Raw genomic sequence first — 19,841 nt, 5'->3', positions numbered from 1 at the left:
CGGCGTGCCTCCCCCATGGTTTCGCGCCACCGATGCGAGCCGAGCCGCGAACGCTGAATAGCTTGAAACGCCCAGGCTATAGGGTGCATTGCATGATTCACGCGAGCCCGGCCCTCTGGCTACGGTTTCTCTCCGGCGCTGACATCGCTGGCCTCGGCATCGCAAACGACGAGGTCATCGCGGCCGTCGAGGCAGTGGTCGGCGCGCACGGCCGGGGCGAGACAGTTTTCGAGCCGCGCACCCACCTCGTCCCCGAAAACGGCGGCGCCGGCCATTTCAACATCTTGCGCGGCCACGTCGGCACGCTCGGCGAGCGCGGCCTCAGCGGGGTGAAGGTCGTCGGCGATTTCGTGACCAACTACGAAAAAGGGCTGCCGAGCGAGCTGGCGCTGATGACCCTTTTCGACCCGACCACCGGCGTCCCCCTCGCGATCATGGACGCCACGCTGATCACCGAGGTCCGCACCGGCGCGATGACCGCCGTCGGCGCGAAATATCTGGCCCGCCCGGATTCGCGAATCCTCGGCCACGTCGGCGCCCGCGGCACCGCGTTCTCCAACGTCACCATGCTCGACAGCCTGTTCCCGCTCGAGGAGATCCGGGTGACCAGCCGCCGCCCCGAGTCGCGCGAGGCCTTCGCCGCCCGGCTGCGCGAGGTCACCGACACCCCGGTGCGCGCCGTCGAAACCGCCGACGAAACATTCGATCGGGCAGACATCCTCGTCGAGGCCTCACGCTTGGAAACACCAACCCCACTTCTGCGTACGGTTGCTGTCAAGCAAGGCGCTTTCGTGGTGCCGTACGGGACCGTCAGCGCAGTGGAGCTGGACCTGCTCGACGTGATGGACAAGGTGGTCGTGGACGACTGGCGCGAGTCCCACTCGGGCCGCTTCGGCGCATTGCGCGCCCACGTGGACACCGGCCGCCTGACCGAGCAGACCCTGTACGCCGAGATCGGCGACATCGTCAGCGGCCGCAAGCCCGGCCGCGAGACCCCCGACGAGCGCATCCTGTTCTGGCATCGCGGCCTGTCCATCCTCGATGTCGCCCTGGCCCACCTGATCCTGACCCGAGCCGAGGCCGCAGACGCCGGCACGATGCTCCGCTACCGATGACAACACCCGGCCTCCCCGACCCGCCCGCCTCGACACCCGAGCCCGCCCTCCCGGCCGCGACCGTCCCGGTGCACGAGATTCGGCGGCCCTCGGACCTGTCCCGAGCGGTGATCGCCTCGCTGGCCCGCTCCCGCTGCCGGATCGTCCTCGCTCCCGGCCTGCTCGACGACCTGGCCGCGAGCCGCCGCGCCGCCCTGGGCGACCTCGCCGGCGACCGGCCCGTCTACGGCGTCAATACCGGCATGGGCGCGATGGCGGGCGTTCGCCTGGACGCCGCCGCCCAGGCCCGCCAGCAGAACACCCTGATGATCGGCCGTGCGGTCGGCTCGGCGCCGTGGCTGCGCCACGACGAGGCCCGCGCCCTCCTCGCCGCCCGGCTCCGCACGCTCTTGCATCCGGCGGCCGGCGTCTCGCCCTCCCTGTGCGAGTTCCTGGTGGCCCTTCTGGATGCCCACGTCGTCCCCGCGATCCCCCTGCGCGGCGGCGCGGCCGGCGAGATCATCCCGCTGGCCCACGCCGGAGCGGTCCTCATCGGCGCCGGCCAGGTACTCACCCCGCCGGGCGCCGTCGTCGACGCGGCCCCGACAGGGACCGACGCGGCACAGGCGCCGGCCGACGCAGCACCAACGCCGGCCAGCCCGGCCTCGACGCCGGCCAATCCGGCCTCGACGCCGGCCAATCCGGCCTCGACGCGGGCCGACGCGGCCTCGACGCCGGCCGATGCGGCATCGACGCTGGCCGCCGCCGGTCTGGCGCCGCGCCCGTTCGAGGCGAAGGAGGGCGTCGCCTTCCTCGAGGGCGTCCCCGGCCTGACCGGCCTGGCGGCGCTGGCGGCGGAGGACACTCGCACGCTGCTCCAGCAGATCCTGGTCGCGTCGGCCGCGTCGCATGCGGTCATCCGCGCCAGCCGTGACCCGCTGCACCCCGATCTCGCCGACAGCGAGGAGCTGCGCACGGTCTTGACCACGATGCGCGACCTCCTTGGGGCCGAGAACGCGCAGCAACTCATCATGGATGACTTGGCGCGAGGCGCGGCGCGCGAAATCGTCGATGAGGAGCTGCCGCAAGCCGCGCGCGAGGACATCGATGGTGAGTTGCCGCGAGCGCATGCCGGTGGCGGGCCGGCTCGGCAATTGCAGGCGCCGGTGTCGTTCCGGGTCACGGCGCCCGCGCTCACCGTCGCGCTGCGTGCGGTCGCCGGGCTGGAGGCGGCGGCCGATCGGGGGCTCGACGCGGTGACCGACTCCCCTGCTCACCTCGACGGGCGGTTCGTGGGGACGTTCGGCTTCGCGGGCACCGACCTGGCCGCGACGGCCGGTGCGCTGACCACCGCGCTCGTGCACCTCGCCGAGCTGGGCGCCGCTCGACTGCACAGGTTGCTCGACTCCGGCATCACCGGGCTGCCGCGGCAGCTCTCCGATGCGCCCGGGCTGCATGCGGGCATGGTGACGGTCCACAAGCGGGCGGTTGGCGTCGTACACCGGCTGCGTCGTTTCGTCACCCCGGCGCTGGTCGGGGCGATGGAGACCTCGCTGGGTCAGGAAGACGTGCAGAGTTTCGGCTTCGAGGCCGCGGAATGCCTCGGCGAGGCGGTGGCGGGCCTGCGCGACGTGCTGGCTTGCGAGCTGCTCGCCGTCCATCAGGCCCGGCTGCTGGGCGGGCCGCCCGAGGGGCTGACGGGACGTGGCACGGCCGCGCTCGACGAGATCGCGGCCGCGCTGCCCGCCGGGACGGCCGACCGCCCGTTCGGGCGCGACCTCGACCGCATCGCCGACCTGTTGGAAAACGGCTGGGCGACCACCGAACGAGCCCGCTGAGCGCGACCTCGACCACATCACCCCAACCGCTGGGGAGAGACTGGGCGAGACCGATGAGATGCGCCGGAACCGCTGGGCGAGCCCGATGAGATGCGACCGGAACCGCCGGGCGACCGCGTGACGAGCCCGATGAGAGTCAGGCGGCCGGGCGGCCGGTCGAGCCGCGCACGATGAGCTCGGGGCGGAACAGCGGCGCCGGGTCGGCCGGGCCCTCCAGCTGTTCCACCGCCGCCGCGATGATGGCGTCCTCGTCCCAGGCCATCGTGGTCAGGCCCGGGTCTACCAGGGCGGCCAGCTGGTGGTCGTCGTAGCCGACCACCGACAGGTCTTCCGGCAGGCGCAGACCCACCTCGCGAGCGGCCCGATAGACCGCGAACGCCAGCGAGTCGCTCAGGCAGAAGACCCCGGTCGGGCGCTCGGGAGCGGCGAGCAGCTCGGCCGCCACCTCGACCGCCTCGGCCGTTGCCGCCGGCGCGGCGATCTCCACCAGGTCGACGCCGAGGCGGGCGGCCACCTCGGCGGCCAGGACCTGGGCGGGCCGGCCGGGCGTGGACGGCAAGGCGGGCGCCAGCAGGCCGATCCGGCGGTGTCCGAGCTCGGCCAGGTGGGCCAGGGCCGCCTGGACGCCGTACCGGTTGTCGAACAGGACGCTGCCGGAGCCGGGGCGGCTGGTCAGGGCATCGCCGATGGCGACCACCGCCACCTCGGGGCCCAGCAGCCGCCAATATTTCGCGGTCGGATCAACCGGGGACACCAGGGCGCCGTCGACGCGCTGGGCCACGAACTGCTCGACGATCAGGCGTTCCTGCTCGGGGTCGGCGTCGGCGTCGGCGATCGTCGCGTAGCTGCCCTGGCTGCGCAGGGCACGGGTCAACAGCACCGAGAGATCTTGCTGCCACAGGTCGCGCAGGGACCCACTGACCCCGATCGATCCCGTACGGCCGCTGGCCAGCGCCCGGGCGATCGGGTCGACCGTGTAGCCGAGCTCGTCGGCCAGTTCCCGCACCCGGCTGATGGTGGCCGGTGAGCCGCGGACGCCGCGCAACGCGTACGACGTCGCTGCCAGCGACAGGCCCGCCGCGTCCGCCAGGTCTTGCAGCGTGCGTCGCTGTCCAGACACCGGCCGAGAGTAACACCGCCCCACCCGGCATGTTTCCGGGTGATTACCTCGCTCAGGTGCTGAGAAGCCCTTGCGCCTGCGGGAGGGAAGCGCTTCACTCAATGCATCGAGTGAAGCGCTTCCCTCTCCGTGATCGACGTCCCGGCAACCGAGGCAGGAGGAGCCATGGTGATCGACTGCCACCAGCACCTGTGGCCGCCGCGCCTGCTCGACGCGCTCCGCCGCCGCCGCGAGTTTCCGTACCTGCGCGGCTGGACGCTGCACCTGCCGGGCGAGCCGCCGTACGAGGTCGACCCGGCCGCCCACGACGTCCCGGCCCGCCGCGACCAGGAAGTTTCCGAGGGCCGCCAGAAAGTTCTGGTCTCGCTTTCCAGCCCGCTCGGCATCGAACACCTCGCCGGGCCGGACGGCGCCGAGCTGATCGACGTCTGGCACGAGAGCGCGCTCGAGCTGCCCGACCCGTTCCGGGTGTGGGCCGCGGCCCCGGTCGCCGAGCCCGACCCCGACGGGCTGGCCAAGGTGCTGCGAGAGGAGCGGGTGGCCGGCCTCCAGCTGCCGGCGACGGCGCTCGGCGACCCGGCCGCGGTGGCCCGGATGGCGCCGCTGCTCGACGAGGCCGAGCACGCCGGCAAACCCGTGCTCGTCCATCCCGGCCCGGCGCCGGTGTGCGACCCCGGCCTGCCCGCATGGTGGCCGGCTCTGGGCCCGTACGTGTCGCAGTTGCATTTGTCGTGGTTGGCGTGGCACATCGCCGGCCGGTCGCGGCACCCGGGCCTGCGCATCGCTTTCGTCGCGCTCGCCGGCCTCGCGCCGCTGCACCACGAGCGACTCGCCGCTCGCGGCGGCACGCTCGGGCCGGTCGACCCGAAAGTCTTCTACGAAACTTCCTCGTACGGCACCCGAGCGATCGACGCGATGATCCGGGTCGTCGGCGTCGACCCGATCGTGCACGGCTCCGACCGGCCGTACGCGGAATCGGCCGACCCCGGTCTGGGCGCGGCCTTCGCGCACGCCATGTTCGCCGCCAACCCTCGTGTCCTGATCGGAGAGCCGCGATGACGATGGTCGACGCCCTGCCCGCGCTGCCCGGCCGGGCCCTCACCCCGCGCGAGCTGAAGTCCTGGGTGACCGAGGTCGCCGACCGGCCCGGCCTGTGGCGGCCGCTCGTGCGGCACGACACCGGCAAGCGGCACTACGCGCATCTCTACCGCGACGGCGACATCGACGTCTGGGTGCTGTGCTGGAACCTCGTGGACGACACCGGCTGGCACGACCACGACATCTCGTCGGGCGCGGTGGCGGTGACCCGCGGCGCGGTCTCCGAGGCCACGCCGCGCATGGGCGGCGAGCCGGTGACGCGGGTGGTCGGCTCGGGGCGGGTCTTCGCGTTCGGCCCCGACCACATCCACCGCATGGCCGGCGCGATCGACGGCTCGGTCTCCATTCATGCGTATTCGCCGCCGTTGTGGCGCATGGGCCAGTACTCGATCAGCGCGGCGGGCGTGCTGCGCCGGCGCGCGGTCAGCTACGCCGACGAGTTGCGGCCGCTCGACTGAAGCTCGACGAAAAGCCCAGCCGAAGCTCGACGCAAGCCCGGCTGCAGCTCGACGAAAGCCCGGCTAAAGCTCGCCAAGCGACGGCAGCAACGACGCCGCCCGCGAAAGGTCGTCGCCCAGCGGCCGATCGTCCATCGAGGCGTCCAGCACTTTCGCCGCCAGCTCGAAAGCCTCACGGGCCGTCCCGCCGACGAGCCGCCCCGGCGCCATTCGCAAGGCCCGCACCGCCGCCACCAGCTCGGCCGCCAGCAGCGTCGGCGCCAGCCGGGTCATCGCTCGCAGCGACCGCGCCCCCTGCGTGGCGAAACTCGCGTGCTCCTCCAGCCCCAGCGAAATCGTCAGCGTCCCGGCCGCGGTCGGCTGCATGCCCACGCGGATCTCGGTGAGCAGGTCCTGGACCACGTACTCGCTGATCATCAGCCCGGAGCTGCCGGGCGGCCCGGCCGCCAGGAACGCCCGCAAGCCGGTCATGTCGGGGCGCATCAGCAGGCCGAGGCGGGCCGCCGACAGGGACAGAACCGGGAGGAAAGCGCCGCGTACAGCGTCCAACTGGGACGCCAGGGTCGCCGTGTGGAACTGGCCGTGGTGGCGGACCCCGTCCGCCGTGACCAGCGGATTCTCGACGGCGGCGTTCAGCTCGCCGATCAGGGCCTCGTGCAGGGACCGGGCCGCGTGCAGGGCCGGCGCGGTCACCTGGGGAAGCACCCGCAGGCCGAACGGGTCCTGGATACGGGCCGGCGCCGCGCACCCGGTCACCAGCGAGCGCAGCGACGACGCGACCTCCGCCTGGCCGGGATGGGCGCGGGCCGCGTGGACCGTCTCGTCGTACGCCTCGGGGTTGCCGCGCAGCGCGAGGAAGGTCAGCGCACCGACCACGACGGAGGCGCGCAGCTGGCTGCGCATCCGGTCGAGGGCCAGGGCCGACGTGGTCACGGTCAGGGCGCTCGACGAGATCATCGGCAGCGCGTCGGTGGCGTCGATCGTGGTGACCGGGCCGCGGCCGGAACGCCACGGGCGCTCGCCGGCCAGGGTCAGGCCCAGCTCGGCCAGCGCGGCCAGGTCGGCGGTGCCGATCGCGCCCCAGGAGTGCATGGTGGGCACCGCGCCGTCGCGCAGGGCGTCGGCCAAGGCCACGGCTATCCGCTGGGAGATGCCGGAGCCGCCGGCCAGGATCTGATTGAGACGGGTGACCATCGTCGCCCGCGCGGTCAGGTCGTCCTCGATCGGGCCCACGCCGGCACAGTGGCTGCGCAGCAACCGCAGGCCGTGCGAGCCGGGGTCCGCCGAGGAGGTGCGCTCGCTCCGGTTCGCCCCCACGCCGGTGTTCGCGCCGTAGACCGCGCCCTGCGCCAGCGCGGCCAGCAGCACCCCGTGCCGCGCGTCGACAAGCGCCAGGGCCGCCGGGTCGACCTCGACGGAAACGCGGCCCGACGCCACGGCGATCAGGTCCTCGATCGTCAAACCCCGCCCGTCAAGCCGGACGTTTGCGCTCATTTCGACACCACCTAGTTTCAGGAGCGTAAAGGCTCCCGCGGGCCGTTGACATTCTATTCACTACCCCTGAAGTATGAATATCCTCATTCACCAACGCGAGCGCCAGCGGGAGCGGCATGATCACATTCGACGATGTCGTCAAGGTGTACGCCGGCGGCAGCGCTGCCGTGGACCATCTCTCGCTCGAGCTCCCGACCGGCAAGACCACGGTCTTCGTCGGACCCTCGGGCTGCGGCAAGACCACGTCGCTCCGCATGATCAACCGGATGATCAGCCCGACCTCGGGCCGGGTCCTGATCGACGGCGAGGACGTCGCCGGCCACGACGAGGCTCTGCTGCGCCGCGGCATGGGCTACGTCATCCAGCACGCGGGGCTCTTCCCGCACCGCACCGTGCTCGACAACGTCGCCACGGTCCCGATGCTGCTCGGCAAGACCCGCCGCCAGGCCCGCACCGACGCGCTGGCGCTGCTCGAGCGGGTCGGTCTCGCCGCCGAGTTCGCGAACCGCTACCCGGCCCAGCTCTCCGGCGGCCAGCAGCAGCGCGTCGGCGTGGCCCGGGCGCTCGCCGCCGACCCACCGATCATGCTGATGGACGAGCCGTTCAGCGCGGTCGACCCGGTCGTGCGCGAGGGGCTGCACCGCGAGTTCCTCCGCCTCCAGAAAGACCTCGGCAAGACCATCGCGATGGTGACGCACGACATCGACGAGGCGATCAAGCTCGGCGACGTCGTCGCGATCTTCCGGCAGGGTGGCGTGCTCGCCCAGGTCGGCACCCCGCGCGAGCTGCTCGAAAGCCCGGCCGACGAGTTCGTGGCCGGGTTCGTGGGGCGCGACCGCGGCCTGCGCAGCCTCTCCTTCGACACCGCGGCCGACCTGCCGGTGCGCCCGATCTCCGACGCGCCCGACCTCGTGCTCGACGAGGCGAAGAGGCCGGTGGGCTGGCGCACCGGCGGCGGCATCCACAAGATCACCACGTTCACCAGCGACGACTCCCTGCGACTGGTCACTGACCTGGCGATCACCTCGCCGACCGGGATCGCCGTGCGCGTCGGCAAGGACGGGAGGGCCGACGGCATCGTGCCCCACCACGACCTGGTCGACCACCTGGCCGGACGGAAGAAGAAGTGACGACCTATCTGAGCAACAACTGGGAGACGGTGCTGACCGCGCTGCGGCAGCACATCTGGCTGGCCCTGGTCCCGGTGGTCATCGGCTTCGTCGTGGCGCTGCCGGTCGGCTATCTCGGCGTCCGCTTCCCCTGGCTGTACCACCCGCTGGTCAACACGTGCGGGGTGCTCTACTCGATCCCGTCGCTGGCGCTGTTCGTGTTCCTGCCGGTCGTCCTCGGCACCAAGATCCTGTCGCCGCTCAACATCGTGGTGGCGCTCACCATCTACACGGTCGCGCTCCTCGCCCGTACGGTCGCCGACGGTCTTAAGTCTGTCGATCCTCTCGTGGTGCAGTCGGCCACCGCGATGGGCTACCGCCGCACCCGCCGCCTGATCGACGTGGAGCTCCCGGTCGCGCTGCCGGTGATCCTGGCCGGTCTGCGGGTCGCCACGGTCGCCAACATCAGTCTGGTCAGCGTCGGCGCGCTGATCGGCGTCGGCGGGCTCGGCCAGCTGTTCACCCGCGGGTTCCAGCTGTTCTACGTGGAGCCGATCCTGGTCGGCATCGTCCTGTCGGTGTTGCTGGCCGGCCTGGCCGACCTGGTCATCGTGCTGCTGGGCCGGTTGGTCACGCCGTGGACCCGGTTCCAGGGAGGCGCGGCGTGAACCTGGACTATCTGCTGGACCCGGCGCACTGGTCGCTGACGACCGACGGCAGCATCCCCCAGCTGATCCTCTACCACGTGTTCTACGTGGCGCTGGCCATGCTGATCGGCACGGTCATCGCGCTGCCGATCGGCCTCTGGATCGGCCACACCGGACGCGGCTCGTTCATCGCCATCAACGCGGGCAACGCCGGCCGGTCGTTGCCCACGCTCGGCCTGCTGATGCTCATGGTCACGCTGCTCGGCCTGGGGCTGCTCCCGGTGCTCATCGCGCTGACGGTGCTGGTCATCCCGCCGGTGCTCACCTCCGCCTACGCGGGGATCCGCGCCATCGACCAGCGGATCGTCGACGCCGCGAAAGGTGTCGGCATGCGTCCCTGGCAGGTGCTGGCCAAGGTGGAACTGCCGATGGCCGTGCCGGTGCTGATGAGCGGCGTCCGCAGCGCCACCCTGCAGGTGGTGGCGACCGCGACGGTGGCCGCCGCGGTGGGCCTCAGCGGCCTGGGCCGCCTGCTGATCGACGGCCTCGCCGTCAACGACTACTCCCGTGTGCTGGCCGGCGCCATCGTCGTCGCGGTGCTGGCGGTCGTGCTCGACCTGGTTCTCGCCCTCGCTCAGCGCTGGGTCGTCTCGCCAGGCCTGTCAAAGAGATAGAAAGGCAAACCCCATGATGCGTACGCGCATTGTCGTCGCTCTTGCCGCAACTTTCGCCCTCGCCGCGTGCGGCGCCAACAATGACCCCCTCAGCAACGACACCGACCAGGGCAGCAGCAACGCGCCCTCCACCGTCACGATCGGCTCGGCCAACTTCGCCGAGAGCGAGCTGCTCGCCGAGATCTACGCCCAGGCCCTGGAGGCCAAGCAGGTGCAGGTGAAGCGCCAGTTCAACATCGGCGCCCGCGAGCTGTACCTCAAGGCGCTGCAGGACGGCTCGATCGACCTGCTGCCGGAATACAACGGCGCGCTGCTCTCGGCGCTGTCCAAGGGCGGCGCGCCCGAGGGCGTCAGCAGCCCCGCGGACGTGCTCGCCGCCCTCAAGAAGGTGCTGCCGGCCGGCACCGAGGTGCTCGAGCAGTCGGCGGCCGAGGACAAGGACACGCTGACCGTCACCCAGGCGACGGCGACCAAGCACAACCTCAAGACCATCGAGGACCTCAAGCCGGTGGCGGGCACGCTGTCGATCGGCGCCGGCCCCGAGTGGCAGGAGCGCTACCAGGGTCTCAAGGGCCTCGACTCGCTGTACGGCGTGAAGTTCAAGACCTTCAAGCCGCTCGACGCGGGTGGCCCGCTGACCGTGAACGCGCTGCTCAAGGGCCAGATCGACGTCGGCAACATCTTCTCCACCGACTCCGCGATCAAGACCAACAACCTGGTCGTCCTGGAGGACCCGAAGAACCTCTACCTGGCCGAGAACGTCCTCCCGCTGATCCGCAGCGAGGCGAACAACCCTACGGTGAGCGGCGCGCTCAACGCGGTCTCGGCCAAGCTGACCACCGAGAACCTCACCACGTACCTGGCCAAGGTGCAGGTCGACAAGCAGGACACCGCGGCGGTCGCCAAGGCGTTCCTGACCGACAACGGCCTGTCATAGCGAAAGTTCGGCGGAAAGCTCTCTCATCACGCTGCACACCGAGCCGGCGTGGGCATGTAGCTCGTGGATGTCGGGCGGGCGCGCCTCGCGCGCCCGCTCCTCCACCTCGGCGCAGCGCGCGGCGAATTGGCCGGCTCCCAGGGTGGCCGACGATCCCTTGAGGGAATGCGCGAGCCGCGCCAGGTTCCGGGCATCGCCGGCCGAGGCGGCACGCTCCATCTTCGAAAGTGTCTCGGGCAGCCGGTCGGCGAAGTTGTGCAGGATCTCGGCGAGCTGTCCGCGATCGCCGCCGACCGAGGCCGCCATCCCGTCCACCCAGTCGCGAATGCTGTCGGCCTCCGACCTCTCGACGATGTCGGTCACGTCCGCGTGGGCCGCCGCGCCCGCCAGCACCGCGTCCAGCTCGGCCTCGCGGATCGGCTTGGCCAGGAACCCGTCCATGCCCGCCCGCTTGCTCGCGGTGCGGTCGTCGACCATCGCGTTCGCCGTCAGTGCCACGATCCGCGGCGCGCCGTGCGACGGCGGATGGGCACGGATCCGCTCGGTCGCCGCCAGCCCGTCCAGCACCGGCATCTGCACGTCCATCAGAACCAGATCGAATTTCGTACGGTGAACGGCCGCGACCGCCTCCCGCCCGTCCGCCGCCAGGTCCACGCGGTGGCCGCGCCCCTCCAGCAGCAGCTGGGCCACCCGCTGGTTGATCGGGTTGTCCTCGGCCACCAGCACGTGCAGCGGCCGCGCCGCGGCGGTCATGGCAGGCGGCAGCTCGGCGAGCTCGCCCGCTTTCACGGCGACGGTGACGGTGAAGGTCGACCCCTGGCCCGGCGTGCTGTCGACGGTGATGCCGCCCGACATCGCCTCGGCCAGCCGCTGACTGATCACCAGGCCCAGCCCGCTGCCGCCGTAGCCGCGCGCCACCGACGCGTCGACCTGGCTGAACGGGAGAAAGAGCCGATCGAGCCGATCGAGCGGGATCCCGATGCCCGTATCGCGGACCGCGAACCGAACCTGATCATCGATGGCGGACACCATCACGGTCACCGCGCCGTGGTCGGTGAACTTGACCGCGTTGCCGATCAAATTGACCAGGATCTGCCGGATCCGGCTCTCGTCGCCGACCACCGCCGGCGGGCAGTCCTCGGCCAGGTGTGCCGACAGATGCAGGCCCTTCGCGTCGGCCGTGAGCTCCACCAGGTTGATCGCCTGCTGGACGCAGGGCTCCAGCGCGAACGGCCGCTCGTCCAGGGTCAGCTCGCCGGCCTCGATCTTCGAGAAGTCCAGGATGTCGTTGATGATCACCAGCAGCGACTCGCCGCTGGCGTGCACGGTGTCGACCAGCTCCCGCTGCCGCGCGTCGAGGTCGGTGTCGAGCAGCAGCCCGGTCATCCCGATCACGGCGTTCATCGGGGTACGGATCTCGTGGCTCATCGTTGCCAGGAACGCCGACTTCGCCGCCGCGGCCGCCACCGCCTCGTCGCGTGCGGCGACCATCGCGGACATCGAGGCGTTGACCGCCTGTGCCATCTGGGCCAGCTCCTGCGGCCCGCTCACCTCGGCCCGCCGGCTCAGGTCGCCCTGGGCCACCCGCTGCGCCGCCGCGGTGACCCGCCGGACCGGCGCGGTGATCCGCCGGGTGATCCACCGCGCGCACAGCGCGACCAGCGCCGCGGTGCCCAGCGAGACCCAGAGGATCAGGCTGCGGGTGCGACGGGCGCTGGCGTCGCTCGCCCGCAGCTGCTCGGCCAGGCGCTGCTCCTCGTGGGTGTGCATCTGGCTGATCAGCGTCTGCGCGTCGGCGAGGTCGCCGCTCGCCTGGGCCGGTCGGCCCTGATCGGCGGCCTGCCGGAAGTGGGTGAGGCGGGCGTCGAGCAGCGGCTCGAGCTGGTCGAGGATCCGCTGGTGGCCGGCGTCGCCGCGGCTGTCCGCCCGGACGTGGCCGAGGTCGTCGTCGACCCCGGCCGAGATGTTGCGCAGCGCCTGCACCCAGGTCGGGCTCCCGGTCTCGCGGTAGGCGCGGGCGGTGCGGTCGAGGGCGTTCACGGCGTCGCCGAGCCGGCCGATCTCGCCGAGCAGCAGGTGCGAGCGCTGCAGCGGCGCCTGGCTCTGCATGAGCGCGCCGATCCGGACGTACGCGCTGGCGCCGACCACGGCCAGGGCCAGCAGCACCGGGCGCGACGGGCTGCGGGCCGCGCACGAGCACCCGCCCGACTGCGCCGTGCTCGACGTGACGATGCCCGACATGACCGGCCTCGAGGTGTGCCGCGCGCTGCGGGACGACGCCGAGACCGCCGACATCCCGATCATCCTGCTGACCGGCCGCGGCCAGTGGCTCGACGTGGCGTCGGGCTTCGACGCGGGCGCCGACGACTACCTGGTCAAGCCGTTCACGGCGCAGGACCTGCTCACCCGGGTGGACGCGCTGACCGGGGCAGGCTGACCACGAGCGAGGCGCTCTCGACGCCGACCGTGCCGCCGTGCCGCCCGACCACCGCCCGCGCGAACATCAGGGCGGTGGCGTTCGCCCCGGTGAACAGGCGGTCGGTGACCAGATCCGGCGGCAGCCGCAGCGCGATCCGCCAGTGATCGCCGTCCGCCGACGCCTCGCCCCGCGAAGGCGGGCCGCCCAGGGCCCCGACGGCGTCGACCAGCCGCCCGAAGACCTGGCCGAGCCGCTCCCGGTCGCCCACGATCGTCCCGGCCCCGGCGGCGACCGCGAAGCCGTGCTCGGCGAGCAGAGCAGCCAGATCGAACTCCCTGCGCTCGATCGGGAGCGTCCCGTTCTCCATCCCGCTGATCGTGGCGATCTGCTCGGTGACCCCGGCGATCCGGCGCACGTTGCGCGCGATCAGCTCGAGGGCCTCGTCGAGCCGCGGGTCGCCGGTGCCCTCGGGCAGCATCTCGACCATCGCGAGGGTCGAGGCCAGCGGCGTGCGCAGCTCGTGCAGCATCGCCGAGACCAGCTCGGTCCTGGTCGCCACGAGCTCGGCGAGGACGCGATTGTGCCGGCGCAGGCTCGCCCGCGCCCGCGCCTCGCTCGTCAGTTCCCGCACCAGTTCCAAGATAGGCACGAAAGGTGGCCAAGGCGTCCTTGTCCATAACATCGGCCCGGGTCGATGCTGGGAACATGCGGGGGCTGACGGTAGGTGTGGCAGGTGGCGGAATCGGCGGGCTGAGCGCGGCATTGTCGCTGCTCGCGGCGGGTTTTGACGTTCATGTGTACGAGCGGGCGCAGGCGCTCGGCGAGGTCGGGGCCGGGGTGCAGATCAGTCCCAACGCGTCCCGGATCCTGCACCGCCTCGGCCTGGCCGGCGAGCTGGCCCGCACCGGGGTGAAGCCGCTCGCGCTGCACCAGCGTCGCTGGGACGACGGGCGCACCCTGTTGCGAACTCCGCTCGGTGAGCCGCTCGAAGCCCGGTTCGGCTTCCCGCACTACCAGGCGCACCGCGCCGACGTGCTGGCCGCGCTGGCGGCGGCGATCCCGGCCGGGCGGATCCACCTGGGGCGCCGGCTGACCGGGTTCACCGACCACGGGGACGGCGTGCGGCTCGACTTCGCCGAGGGCGGGCCCGCCGAGGTGGACGTCCTGGTGGGCGCGGACGGGATCCACTCCGACGTGCGCGAGCTGCTGTTCGGGCCCGAGCGGCCACGGTTCACCGGGTGCGTCGCCTATCGCGGGCTGATCCCGGCCGAGCGGCTGCGCGGCCTCGGCATCGAGGTGACCGCCCAGGTGTTCATGGGTCCCGGCCGCCACTTCGTGAACTACTACGTCAGCGGCGGGCGGCTGATGAACTTCGTCGCGATCGTCGAGCAGGACTCGTGGACCCGCGAGTCGTGGACCGACCACGGCGAGGTGGCCGACGCGCTGAAGGCGTTCGACGGGTGGCACCCGCAGGTGCACGGCATGCTGAACGCGGTCGACGAGACGTTCGTCTGGGCGCTGTTCGATCGGCCGCCGCTCCCCCGGTGGTCGCGCGGGCGGGTGACGCTGCTGGGCGACGCCTGCCACGCGATGCTGCCGTTCATGGCGCAGGGCGCGGCCCAGGCGATCGAGGACGGCGCCACCCTGGCCGCGAGCCTGGCCGCGAATCCGGGCGATCCGGCCGAGGCCCTGGTCGGCTACGAGCGCCTGCGCCTTCCCCGCGCCACGAGGATGCAGGCGCTGTCGTCCGAGAACAAGACCCGTTTCCACCTCCACGACGGGCCGGAGCAGGAGGCCCGCGACGAGGCGATGGCCATGGGAGCGACCGACTGGTCCTACGACGTCGTCGCCTGGATCTACGACCACGACGCGGCCGGCCCCTTGCCGGACGGCGAAACAACTGGCTAACCTCCCCGCCACACCGTCGGCGCGACCATCTCGCTGGGCGTGCTGGACCGGGAGCAGACCACGCCGGGCACCGAGGTGACCGTCCTCTGAGGACTGCCCGGCCCGGCACGACGCAGCGCGAGATCCGGGCGACGGCGACGGCGCTGCCCTTCAAGCCCGACCGCCGCCGGACGGACGTCGCCGCTCGATGCCCTCGGAGCGGGGCCGCACCAGGCACCGCGGTACCGCCCGGGCTCAGCCGGTGATCGCCAGGATGACGGCGGCGATGCCGAGCGGCACGTCGAGCAGCACGCAGAACTCCGCGAGCGACCGGTTCACCACCACGTCGCGCCGGTAGTGGACGACATCCCAGACGGCGTGGGCGCAGAGCGCGACGCCGGCCACCGCCAGCCCGGTCCGCGGCGACAGGGACAGCGCGAGGACGGCGACGGCGCCGTACCCGAGCAGGCCGGCCGTTTCGGCGGTCAGGGCGCGCCGCGGCGAGCGCAGCAGCAGGCCCAGCACGACCAGGGCCAGCGCGACCAGGGCCCCGATCACCCACCAGGTCAGGCCGGCCAGGTCGGCGGCGACCACGATCGCCGGGAAGACGAGGCAACCCGCCCACCCCACCCAGCGCCGGTTCAGCGCTGCGGCGCCGAGGTAGCAGAGCACGGCCACGGCGATGACGGTCGTGACGGTGTCGGTGTCCGGGCCGAGCGCGAGCTGCCCGGCCGCAGCGGCCAGACCGAGAGCGGCCGGCCAGCGGTGCAGAAGTTTCATGCTCCCTCCCCCGTTATTAACGCGAAGGAATTCGCGATAAGGCCGAAAGGTAGCGCCGCAGGAGGCCTTATCGCAAGGAAATTCGCGTTAAGATGCGCGGATGGTGAACTCGCCCCGGCCGATGCGGCGCCCGCACGGCCGATCGGAGCGGCTGCGCGAACAGGTCCACCGGGCGGTGGTCGACCTGCTGGCCGAGCGCGGGCCCGACGAGCTCACGATCCCGCTCGTCGCCGAGCGGTCGGGCGTGCACCAGGCCACCCTCTACCGGCGCTGGGGCAAGATAGCGGCGTTGCTGCAGGACATGGTCCAGGCGGGGCCGGCGCGCACCTCGGCGCTACCCGACACCGGCACCTTGCGGGGCGATCTGGAGGCGTACGCGGTGGGTGTGGCCGGCAGCCTGGCCGGCCCGCTCGGCGTGCTCATGCTGCGGGCCGCGGTCGACGCGATCCCGGCGACGGCCGATCGCGGCCCGTCGACGGTGCTGGCCGAGCGCCGGGTGCAGCTGGGCGAGATGCTCGGCCGGGCCCGCGACCGGGGCGAGTCGCCGCCCGCGGTCGCGGACCTGCTCGAGGTAGTCGTCGCTCCGCTCTACTTTCGTGCCCTGTTCGACCGCCCGGCTTCCGCGCAGGACGCCCGGCAGCTCGTGGACCGCCTACTTGGGGACTATTCGTCTCCGCGGTGACGGCCCATCACCTCGTACAGCTGAGGGCTCTTGCTCTTGAGCACGACGGCCGAAACCAGGCCGACCACCGCGGCCACGACGATCAGGCCCGGGAGGATCCAGCTCAGGGCGCTGCCGGGCTTGCTGATGAGTAGCCCGAACTGGGACGCCGCGTAGACCGCGACCGCGGCCATGGCAACGCCGCCGACGACCGGCGCGACGAACGTGCGCAGGCGGTTGCGGTCGAGATCGGGGTGGCGCAGGAAGAACGCGACCACCGCGAAACTCGCCAGCGCCATCAGCGTGATGATCGCCAGGGTGCCGAGCTGGGTGAGCCAGGTGAACAGGGCCAGCACCGGGTCCTGGTCGGTGATCACGAAGACGGCCACGACGACGACCGCGAGCACCGTCTGGCTGAGCGAGCCGGCGTGCGGGCTGAGGTGCACCTTGTGCGTGCGGCCGAGGCGCGCGGGAACCAGGCCGTCGCGGCCGAGCGCGAAAAGATAACGCGCGACGGCGTTGTGGAAGGCGAGCAGCGCCGCGAAGACGCTGGTGGCGAAGAGCAGCGTCATGATCGTGGTGAGCGTGCTGCCGAGGTAGGTGTCGCTGAGCACGAACAGGAACGCGGTGGGGTCGGGCTTGAGGCCGCCGAGGAAGTCGACGAGGCCGTCGGCACCCTGCGCGTTGACCATCAGCCAGGTGGTGACCGGCGATCGCGACGTCGAGGATCAGCACGAGCAGGAACTCGGCCACGACCAGCACCGACAGCACCTTCACCGACAGGTCGACCTGCCGGTAGCCGAGCACCGCGATGACGGCCATGGCGATCAGGACGCAGACATACCAGGGCACGTCCCAGCCGAACTGGTCGGCGAGAAAGCCGGAGGCCGCGGCCCCGAACAGGCCGTAGAGCCCGATCTGCATGGCCTTGTAGCCGAGCAGCGCGATCCACGCCGCCGCGCCGCCGGCCGGCTGCCGCAGCCCACGCGTGACGTAGCTGTAGAACGCGCCGGTGCTGGTGCGGTGGCGGGCCATCGCGGTGTAGCCCACCGAGAAGATCAAGAGCAGGAGGCTGACGACCACGTACGCCGCGGGGATGCCCGCGCCGTTGCCCAGCAGCATGGCCACCGGCGCGCCGCCGGCCATCGCGGTGAGCGGCGCGGCCGCGGAGATGACGAAGAAGGAGATGGCGAGCACGCCCAGGCTGCCCCGGCGCAGGTGGTGTTTTTCGGTTTCGACGGTGCTCGACTGCTCGGCTTGGCTCATGACGTTCGCCCCTTGGTCATGGGTCGTTCGTGTCCGAACGTTTGAACGCGAACATTAGGGCCGGTGTGTCGCGGGACACAAGACCCTCTTGCATCGCGGCCTGGTCGCACTTATCGTTTGGGTCCGAACGACTTTCTTGGAGGCAGGCGATGGTTTCGCTCGACGCGATCGATCTGGCCGACTACGACCGCTTCCAGCGGAACGAGGCGTGGGAGCAGTTCGACGCGCTGCGGCGCGAGGACCCGGTGCACTGGAACCCCGAGGCGGCGCCCAACCGCGGCTTCTGGTCTGTCACGAAATATCAGGACATCTGGGCCGTCGATCGGGACACTTCGACGTTCACCTCGGAACAGTTCGTCAACCTGGAAGAGGTCGACGACGACCTCATGGACATCCGCCGGTCCATTCTCGAGACCGACGGGCAGCGCCACCTCGTGCTGCGGCAGCTCATCGCCCGCGAGTTCAGCCCGCGCAACCTGATGAAGAACTACGAAACCTTCCTGCGCGAGCTGACGAAAAAGACCGTCGACGAGGCGCTGTCGTCGAACGAGTTCGACTTCGTCCAGAAGATCAGCGCCGACTTCCCCATCCAGGTTCTGGCGCGGCTGCTCGACGTGCCGCTCGCGGACACCGGGCAGCTGATCGCGTGGGGCAACGAGATGGTCGGCAACACCGACCCCGACTACACCGAGCACCAGTTCGACTCGCCCGAGAGCGAGAAGTACAAACACCTGCCCTTCCGATCGCCGACCACGCAGGACGTCTTCGACTACGGCCGGGCGCTGCGCGACGCGCGCAAGGGCGGCGACGGCACCGACCTGATCAGCCAGCTCGCCAACAAGCTGCCGGGCGACGGCGTGCCGATGACCGACAAGGACTTCGACAACTACTTCCTGCTGCTGGTGATCGCCGGCAACGAGACCACCCGGCACGCGATCAGCCAGTCGATGCTCGCGCTCATCGAGCAGCCCGACCAGCTGCGCCTGCTGCAGGAGGACCCGTCGCTGATCGCCTCGGGGCTCGAGGAGCTGCTGCGGTGGGCCTCGCCGGTCTACCACTTCCGGCGCACCGCGACCCGTACCGTGGAGATGGGCGGGAAAACGATCAAGGCAGGCGACAAGGTCGTCATGTGGTTCGCCTCGGGAAACCGCGACGAGTCGGTTTTCGAAAATCCCTACAAGCTCGACGTACGGCGTCCGAACGTCGACCACCTCACGTTCGGCAAGGGCAGTCCCCACCTGTGCATGGGCAACGCGCTCGCGCGGATGGAGGTGCGGCTGATGTTCGAGGAGCTGCTCCCCCGCCTTCAGGACATCTCGCTCAACGGCGAGGTCACCCGGGTCCGGTCCAACTTCGTCAACGGGATCAAGAAGCTCCCGGTCTCGGTCAAGCCGCGATGACCGTGGATCTGGTCGTTCGCGAGTTCGAGGCCGATCTCGTGGTTCGCTCGGTCGCACCGGCCGCGGAGGGCGTCGTCGCCCTGACGTTGTCCCACCCCGACGGCCGGGACCTGCCGGACTGGACGCCGGGCGCGCACATCGACCTGATCCTCGACGACGGCCTCGTCCGGCAGTACTCGCTGTGCGGCCGCACCAGCGACCCGGCGTGCTGGCGGATCGCCGTGCTGGCCGTTCCGGACGGCCGGGGCGGCTCGGCCCGGGTGCACTCGCTTTCGTCCGGCGACACCGTCCGGATTCGCGGGCCGCGCAACCACTTTCCGGTCGTGGCCGCCCGGCGCTACCGGTTTCTCGCCGGCGGCATCGGCATCACGCCGCTGATCCCGATGATCCAGTCGGTGTCGGCGGCCGGCGCCGACTGGGAGTTGTACTACGGCGGCCGTTCGCGCGGGTCGATGGCCTTCGCCGACGAGCTCGCCGGAGACCGGGTCCACCTGGTGCCCGAGGACTCGCACGGCCGGCTCGACCTGTCCGCGATCCTGGGCGATCCCCGGCCGGACACCCTCGTCTACGCCTGCGGTCCCGAGGGCATGCTGGCCGCGGTCGAGGAGCGCTGCGCTTGCTGGCCGCCGGGCAGTCTGCACCTGGAACGGTTCACGGCCCGCGCCCTTCCCGACTGGCCGGAAACCGAGTTCGAGGTGGTGCTGCAGCATTCCGGCAAGACCCTGGCGGTGCCGGCCGGGCAGTCCGTGTTCGAGGCGGTGCGCCAGGCCGGGGTCAGCGTGCTCGGCTCCTGCCTGGAAGGCATCTGCGGCACCTGCGAGACCGAGGTGATCGACGGCGAGGTCGACCACCGGGACTCGGTGCTCGACGACGAGGAACGCGCCTCGAACGAAGTGATGATGATCTGCGTGTCCCGCTGCAAGGGTTCGCGCCTGACGCTCGCGCTCTGAGGACGGGTC

19 protein-coding genes and 1 pseudogene are annotated in these 19,841 nt (G+C 71.5%); 13 read left to right on the top strand and 7 right to left on the bottom strand.

Annotated elements, in window-relative coordinates; genetic code table 11:
- The first annotated feature begins 92 nt into the window (after nucleotides 1–92).
- Entirely contained in the window at nucleotides 93–1,115 is a 1,023-nt protein-coding gene (locus ACIA5D_RS07965; RefSeq protein WP_396029111.1) for an ornithine cyclodeaminase family protein, read from the top strand.
- Nucleotides 1,112–2,932, top strand: a complete 1,821-nt coding sequence (locus tag ACIA5D_RS07960) for an aromatic amino acid lyase (RefSeq protein WP_396029110.1) — start codon at nucleotides 1,112–1,114, stop codon at nucleotides 2,930–2,932. The genes ACIA5D_RS07965 and ACIA5D_RS07960 overlap by 4 nt, the downstream gene beginning before the upstream one ends.
- Before the next feature lie 136 nt (nucleotides 2,933–3,068).
- Here ACIA5D_RS07960 and ACIA5D_RS07955 read toward each other — a convergent pair whose 3' ends face one another.
- On the bottom strand, nucleotides 3,069–4,052 hold the full coding sequence (locus tag ACIA5D_RS07955; protein WP_396029109.1) for a LacI family DNA-binding transcriptional regulator: 984 nt from the start codon (nucleotides 4,050–4,052) through the stop codon (nucleotides 3,069–3,071).
- A gap of 165 nt (nucleotides 4,053–4,217) precedes the next feature.
- Here ACIA5D_RS07955 and ACIA5D_RS07950 point away from each other — a divergent pair, with 165 nt between their 5' ends.
- Nucleotides 4,218–5,111, top strand: a complete 894-nt coding sequence (locus ACIA5D_RS07950; protein ID WP_396029108.1) for an amidohydrolase family protein — start codon at nucleotides 4,218–4,220, stop codon at nucleotides 5,109–5,111.
- Nucleotides 5,108–5,608, top strand: coding sequence for a cysteine dioxygenase (locus tag ACIA5D_RS07945; RefSeq protein WP_396029107.1), 501 nt, complete (start codon nucleotides 5,108–5,110; stop codon nucleotides 5,606–5,608). The genes ACIA5D_RS07950 and ACIA5D_RS07945 overlap by 4 nt, the downstream gene beginning before the upstream one ends.
- 63 nt (nucleotides 5,609–5,671) lie before the next feature.
- Here ACIA5D_RS07945 and ACIA5D_RS07940 read toward each other — a convergent pair whose 3' ends face one another.
- Nucleotides 5,672–7,102, bottom strand: a complete 1,431-nt coding sequence (locus ACIA5D_RS07940) for an aromatic amino acid ammonia-lyase (protein WP_396029106.1) — start codon at nucleotides 7,100–7,102, stop codon at nucleotides 5,672–5,674.
- Nucleotides 7,103–7,218: 116 nt separating this feature from the next.
- Between ACIA5D_RS07940 and ACIA5D_RS07935 the strand changes: the two genes are divergently transcribed.
- Genes ACIA5D_RS07935 through ACIA5D_RS07920 form a run of 4 tightly spaced genes read left to right on the top strand, consistent with a single transcriptional unit; the run spans nucleotide 7,219 to nucleotide 10,469 of the window.
- Nucleotides 7,219–8,232 (top strand): ABC transporter ATP-binding protein, encoded by a 1,014-nt coding sequence (locus ACIA5D_RS07935; RefSeq protein ID WP_396029105.1) that lies wholly within the window; start codon nucleotides 7,219–7,221, stop codon nucleotides 8,230–8,232.
- Nucleotides 8,229–8,879, top strand: coding sequence for an ABC transporter permease (locus tag ACIA5D_RS07930; protein ID WP_396029104.1), 651 nt, complete (start codon nucleotides 8,229–8,231; stop codon nucleotides 8,877–8,879). The genes ACIA5D_RS07935 and ACIA5D_RS07930 overlap by 4 nt, the downstream gene beginning before the upstream one ends.
- Nucleotides 8,876–9,532, top strand: coding sequence for an ABC transporter permease (locus ACIA5D_RS07925; RefSeq protein WP_396029103.1), 657 nt, complete (start codon nucleotides 8,876–8,878; stop codon nucleotides 9,530–9,532). Before ACIA5D_RS07930 ends, ACIA5D_RS07925 begins: the two co-directional genes overlap by 4 nt.
- 13 nt (nucleotides 9,533–9,545) lie before the next feature.
- Nucleotides 9,546–10,469 (top strand): ABC transporter substrate-binding protein, encoded by a 924-nt coding sequence (locus tag ACIA5D_RS07920; RefSeq protein ID WP_396029102.1) that lies wholly within the window; start codon nucleotides 9,546–9,548, stop codon nucleotides 10,467–10,469.
- Here the strand turns inward: ACIA5D_RS07920 and ACIA5D_RS07915 are convergent.
- Nucleotides 10,464–12,710: an ATP-binding protein gene (locus tag ACIA5D_RS07915; protein ID WP_396029101.1), complete on the bottom strand. Its 2,247-nt coding sequence runs from the start codon at nucleotides 12,708–12,710 to the stop codon at nucleotides 10,464–10,466. The two genes, ACIA5D_RS07920 and ACIA5D_RS07915, sit on opposite strands and share 6 nt — an antisense overlap.
- Between ACIA5D_RS07915 and ACIA5D_RS07910 the strand changes: the two genes are divergently transcribed.
- Nucleotides 12,685–12,906, top strand: coding sequence for a response regulator transcription factor (locus ACIA5D_RS07910; RefSeq protein ID WP_396029100.1), 222 nt, complete (start codon nucleotides 12,685–12,687; stop codon nucleotides 12,904–12,906). The genes ACIA5D_RS07915 and ACIA5D_RS07910 overlap by 26 nt on opposite strands.
- Here the strand turns inward: ACIA5D_RS07910 and ACIA5D_RS07905 are convergent.
- Nucleotides 12,872–13,519 (bottom strand): sensor histidine kinase, encoded by a 648-nt coding sequence (locus tag ACIA5D_RS07905; protein ID WP_396029099.1) that lies wholly within the window; start codon nucleotides 13,517–13,519, stop codon nucleotides 12,872–12,874. The genes ACIA5D_RS07910 and ACIA5D_RS07905 overlap by 35 nt on opposite strands.
- 74 nt (nucleotides 13,520–13,593) lie before the next feature.
- On the opposite strand from ACIA5D_RS07905, the gene ACIA5D_RS07900 reads away from it, so the two are divergent.
- The gene (locus ACIA5D_RS07900) at nucleotides 13,594–14,796 is read left to right on the top strand and encodes an FAD-dependent monooxygenase (RefSeq protein ID WP_396029098.1); all 1,203 of its coding nucleotides are present in this window, start codon (nucleotides 13,594–13,596) and stop codon (nucleotides 14,794–14,796) included.
- 234 nt (nucleotides 14,797–15,030) lie between these two features.
- On the opposite strand, the gene ACIA5D_RS07895 is transcribed toward ACIA5D_RS07900, so the two are convergent.
- Nucleotides 15,031–15,555 carry a hypothetical protein gene (locus ACIA5D_RS07895; protein WP_396029097.1) on the bottom strand — a complete coding sequence of 175 codons (525 nt, stop codon included), beginning with the start codon at nucleotides 15,553–15,555 and terminating at the stop codon, nucleotides 15,031–15,033.
- 100 nt (nucleotides 15,556–15,655) lie between these two features.
- Here ACIA5D_RS07895 and ACIA5D_RS07890 point away from each other — a divergent pair, with 100 nt between their 5' ends.
- Nucleotides 15,656–16,237: a TetR/AcrR family transcriptional regulator gene (locus tag ACIA5D_RS07890; RefSeq protein ID WP_396029096.1), complete on the top strand. Its 582-nt coding sequence runs from the start codon at nucleotides 15,656–15,658 to the stop codon at nucleotides 16,235–16,237.
- Here the strand turns inward: ACIA5D_RS07890 and ACIA5D_RS07885 are convergent.
- Entirely contained in the window at nucleotides 16,219–16,908 is a 690-nt protein-coding gene (locus ACIA5D_RS07885) for an amino acid permease (RefSeq protein WP_396029095.1), read from the bottom strand. The two genes, ACIA5D_RS07890 and ACIA5D_RS07885, sit on opposite strands and share 19 nt — an antisense overlap.
- A gap of 79 nt (nucleotides 16,909–16,987) precedes the next feature.
- A pseudogene (locus tag ACIA5D_RS07880) lies at nucleotides 16,988–17,362 on the bottom strand (amino acid permease); the annotation flags it as partial.
- A gap of 269 nt (nucleotides 17,363–17,631) precedes the next feature.
- Here ACIA5D_RS07880 and ACIA5D_RS07875 point away from each other — a divergent pair.
- Complete coding sequence (locus tag ACIA5D_RS07875) at nucleotides 17,632–18,882, top strand: cytochrome P450 (protein WP_396029094.1); 1,251 nt, start codon at nucleotides 17,632–17,634, stop codon at nucleotides 18,880–18,882.
- Complete coding sequence (locus tag ACIA5D_RS07870; RefSeq protein ID WP_396029093.1) at nucleotides 18,879–19,832, top strand: PDR/VanB family oxidoreductase; 954 nt, start codon at nucleotides 18,879–18,881, stop codon at nucleotides 19,830–19,832. Before ACIA5D_RS07875 ends, ACIA5D_RS07870 begins: the two co-directional genes overlap by 4 nt.
- Nucleotides 19,833–19,841 lie beyond the last annotated feature (9 nt).

It is taken from the genome of Actinoplanes sp. NPDC051513 (assembly GCF_044454685.1).
GTDB lineage: Bacteria > Actinomycetota > Actinomycetes > Mycobacteriales > Micromonosporaceae > Actinoplanes.
This window is presented reverse-complemented; position numbering and strand designations above follow the sequence as displayed.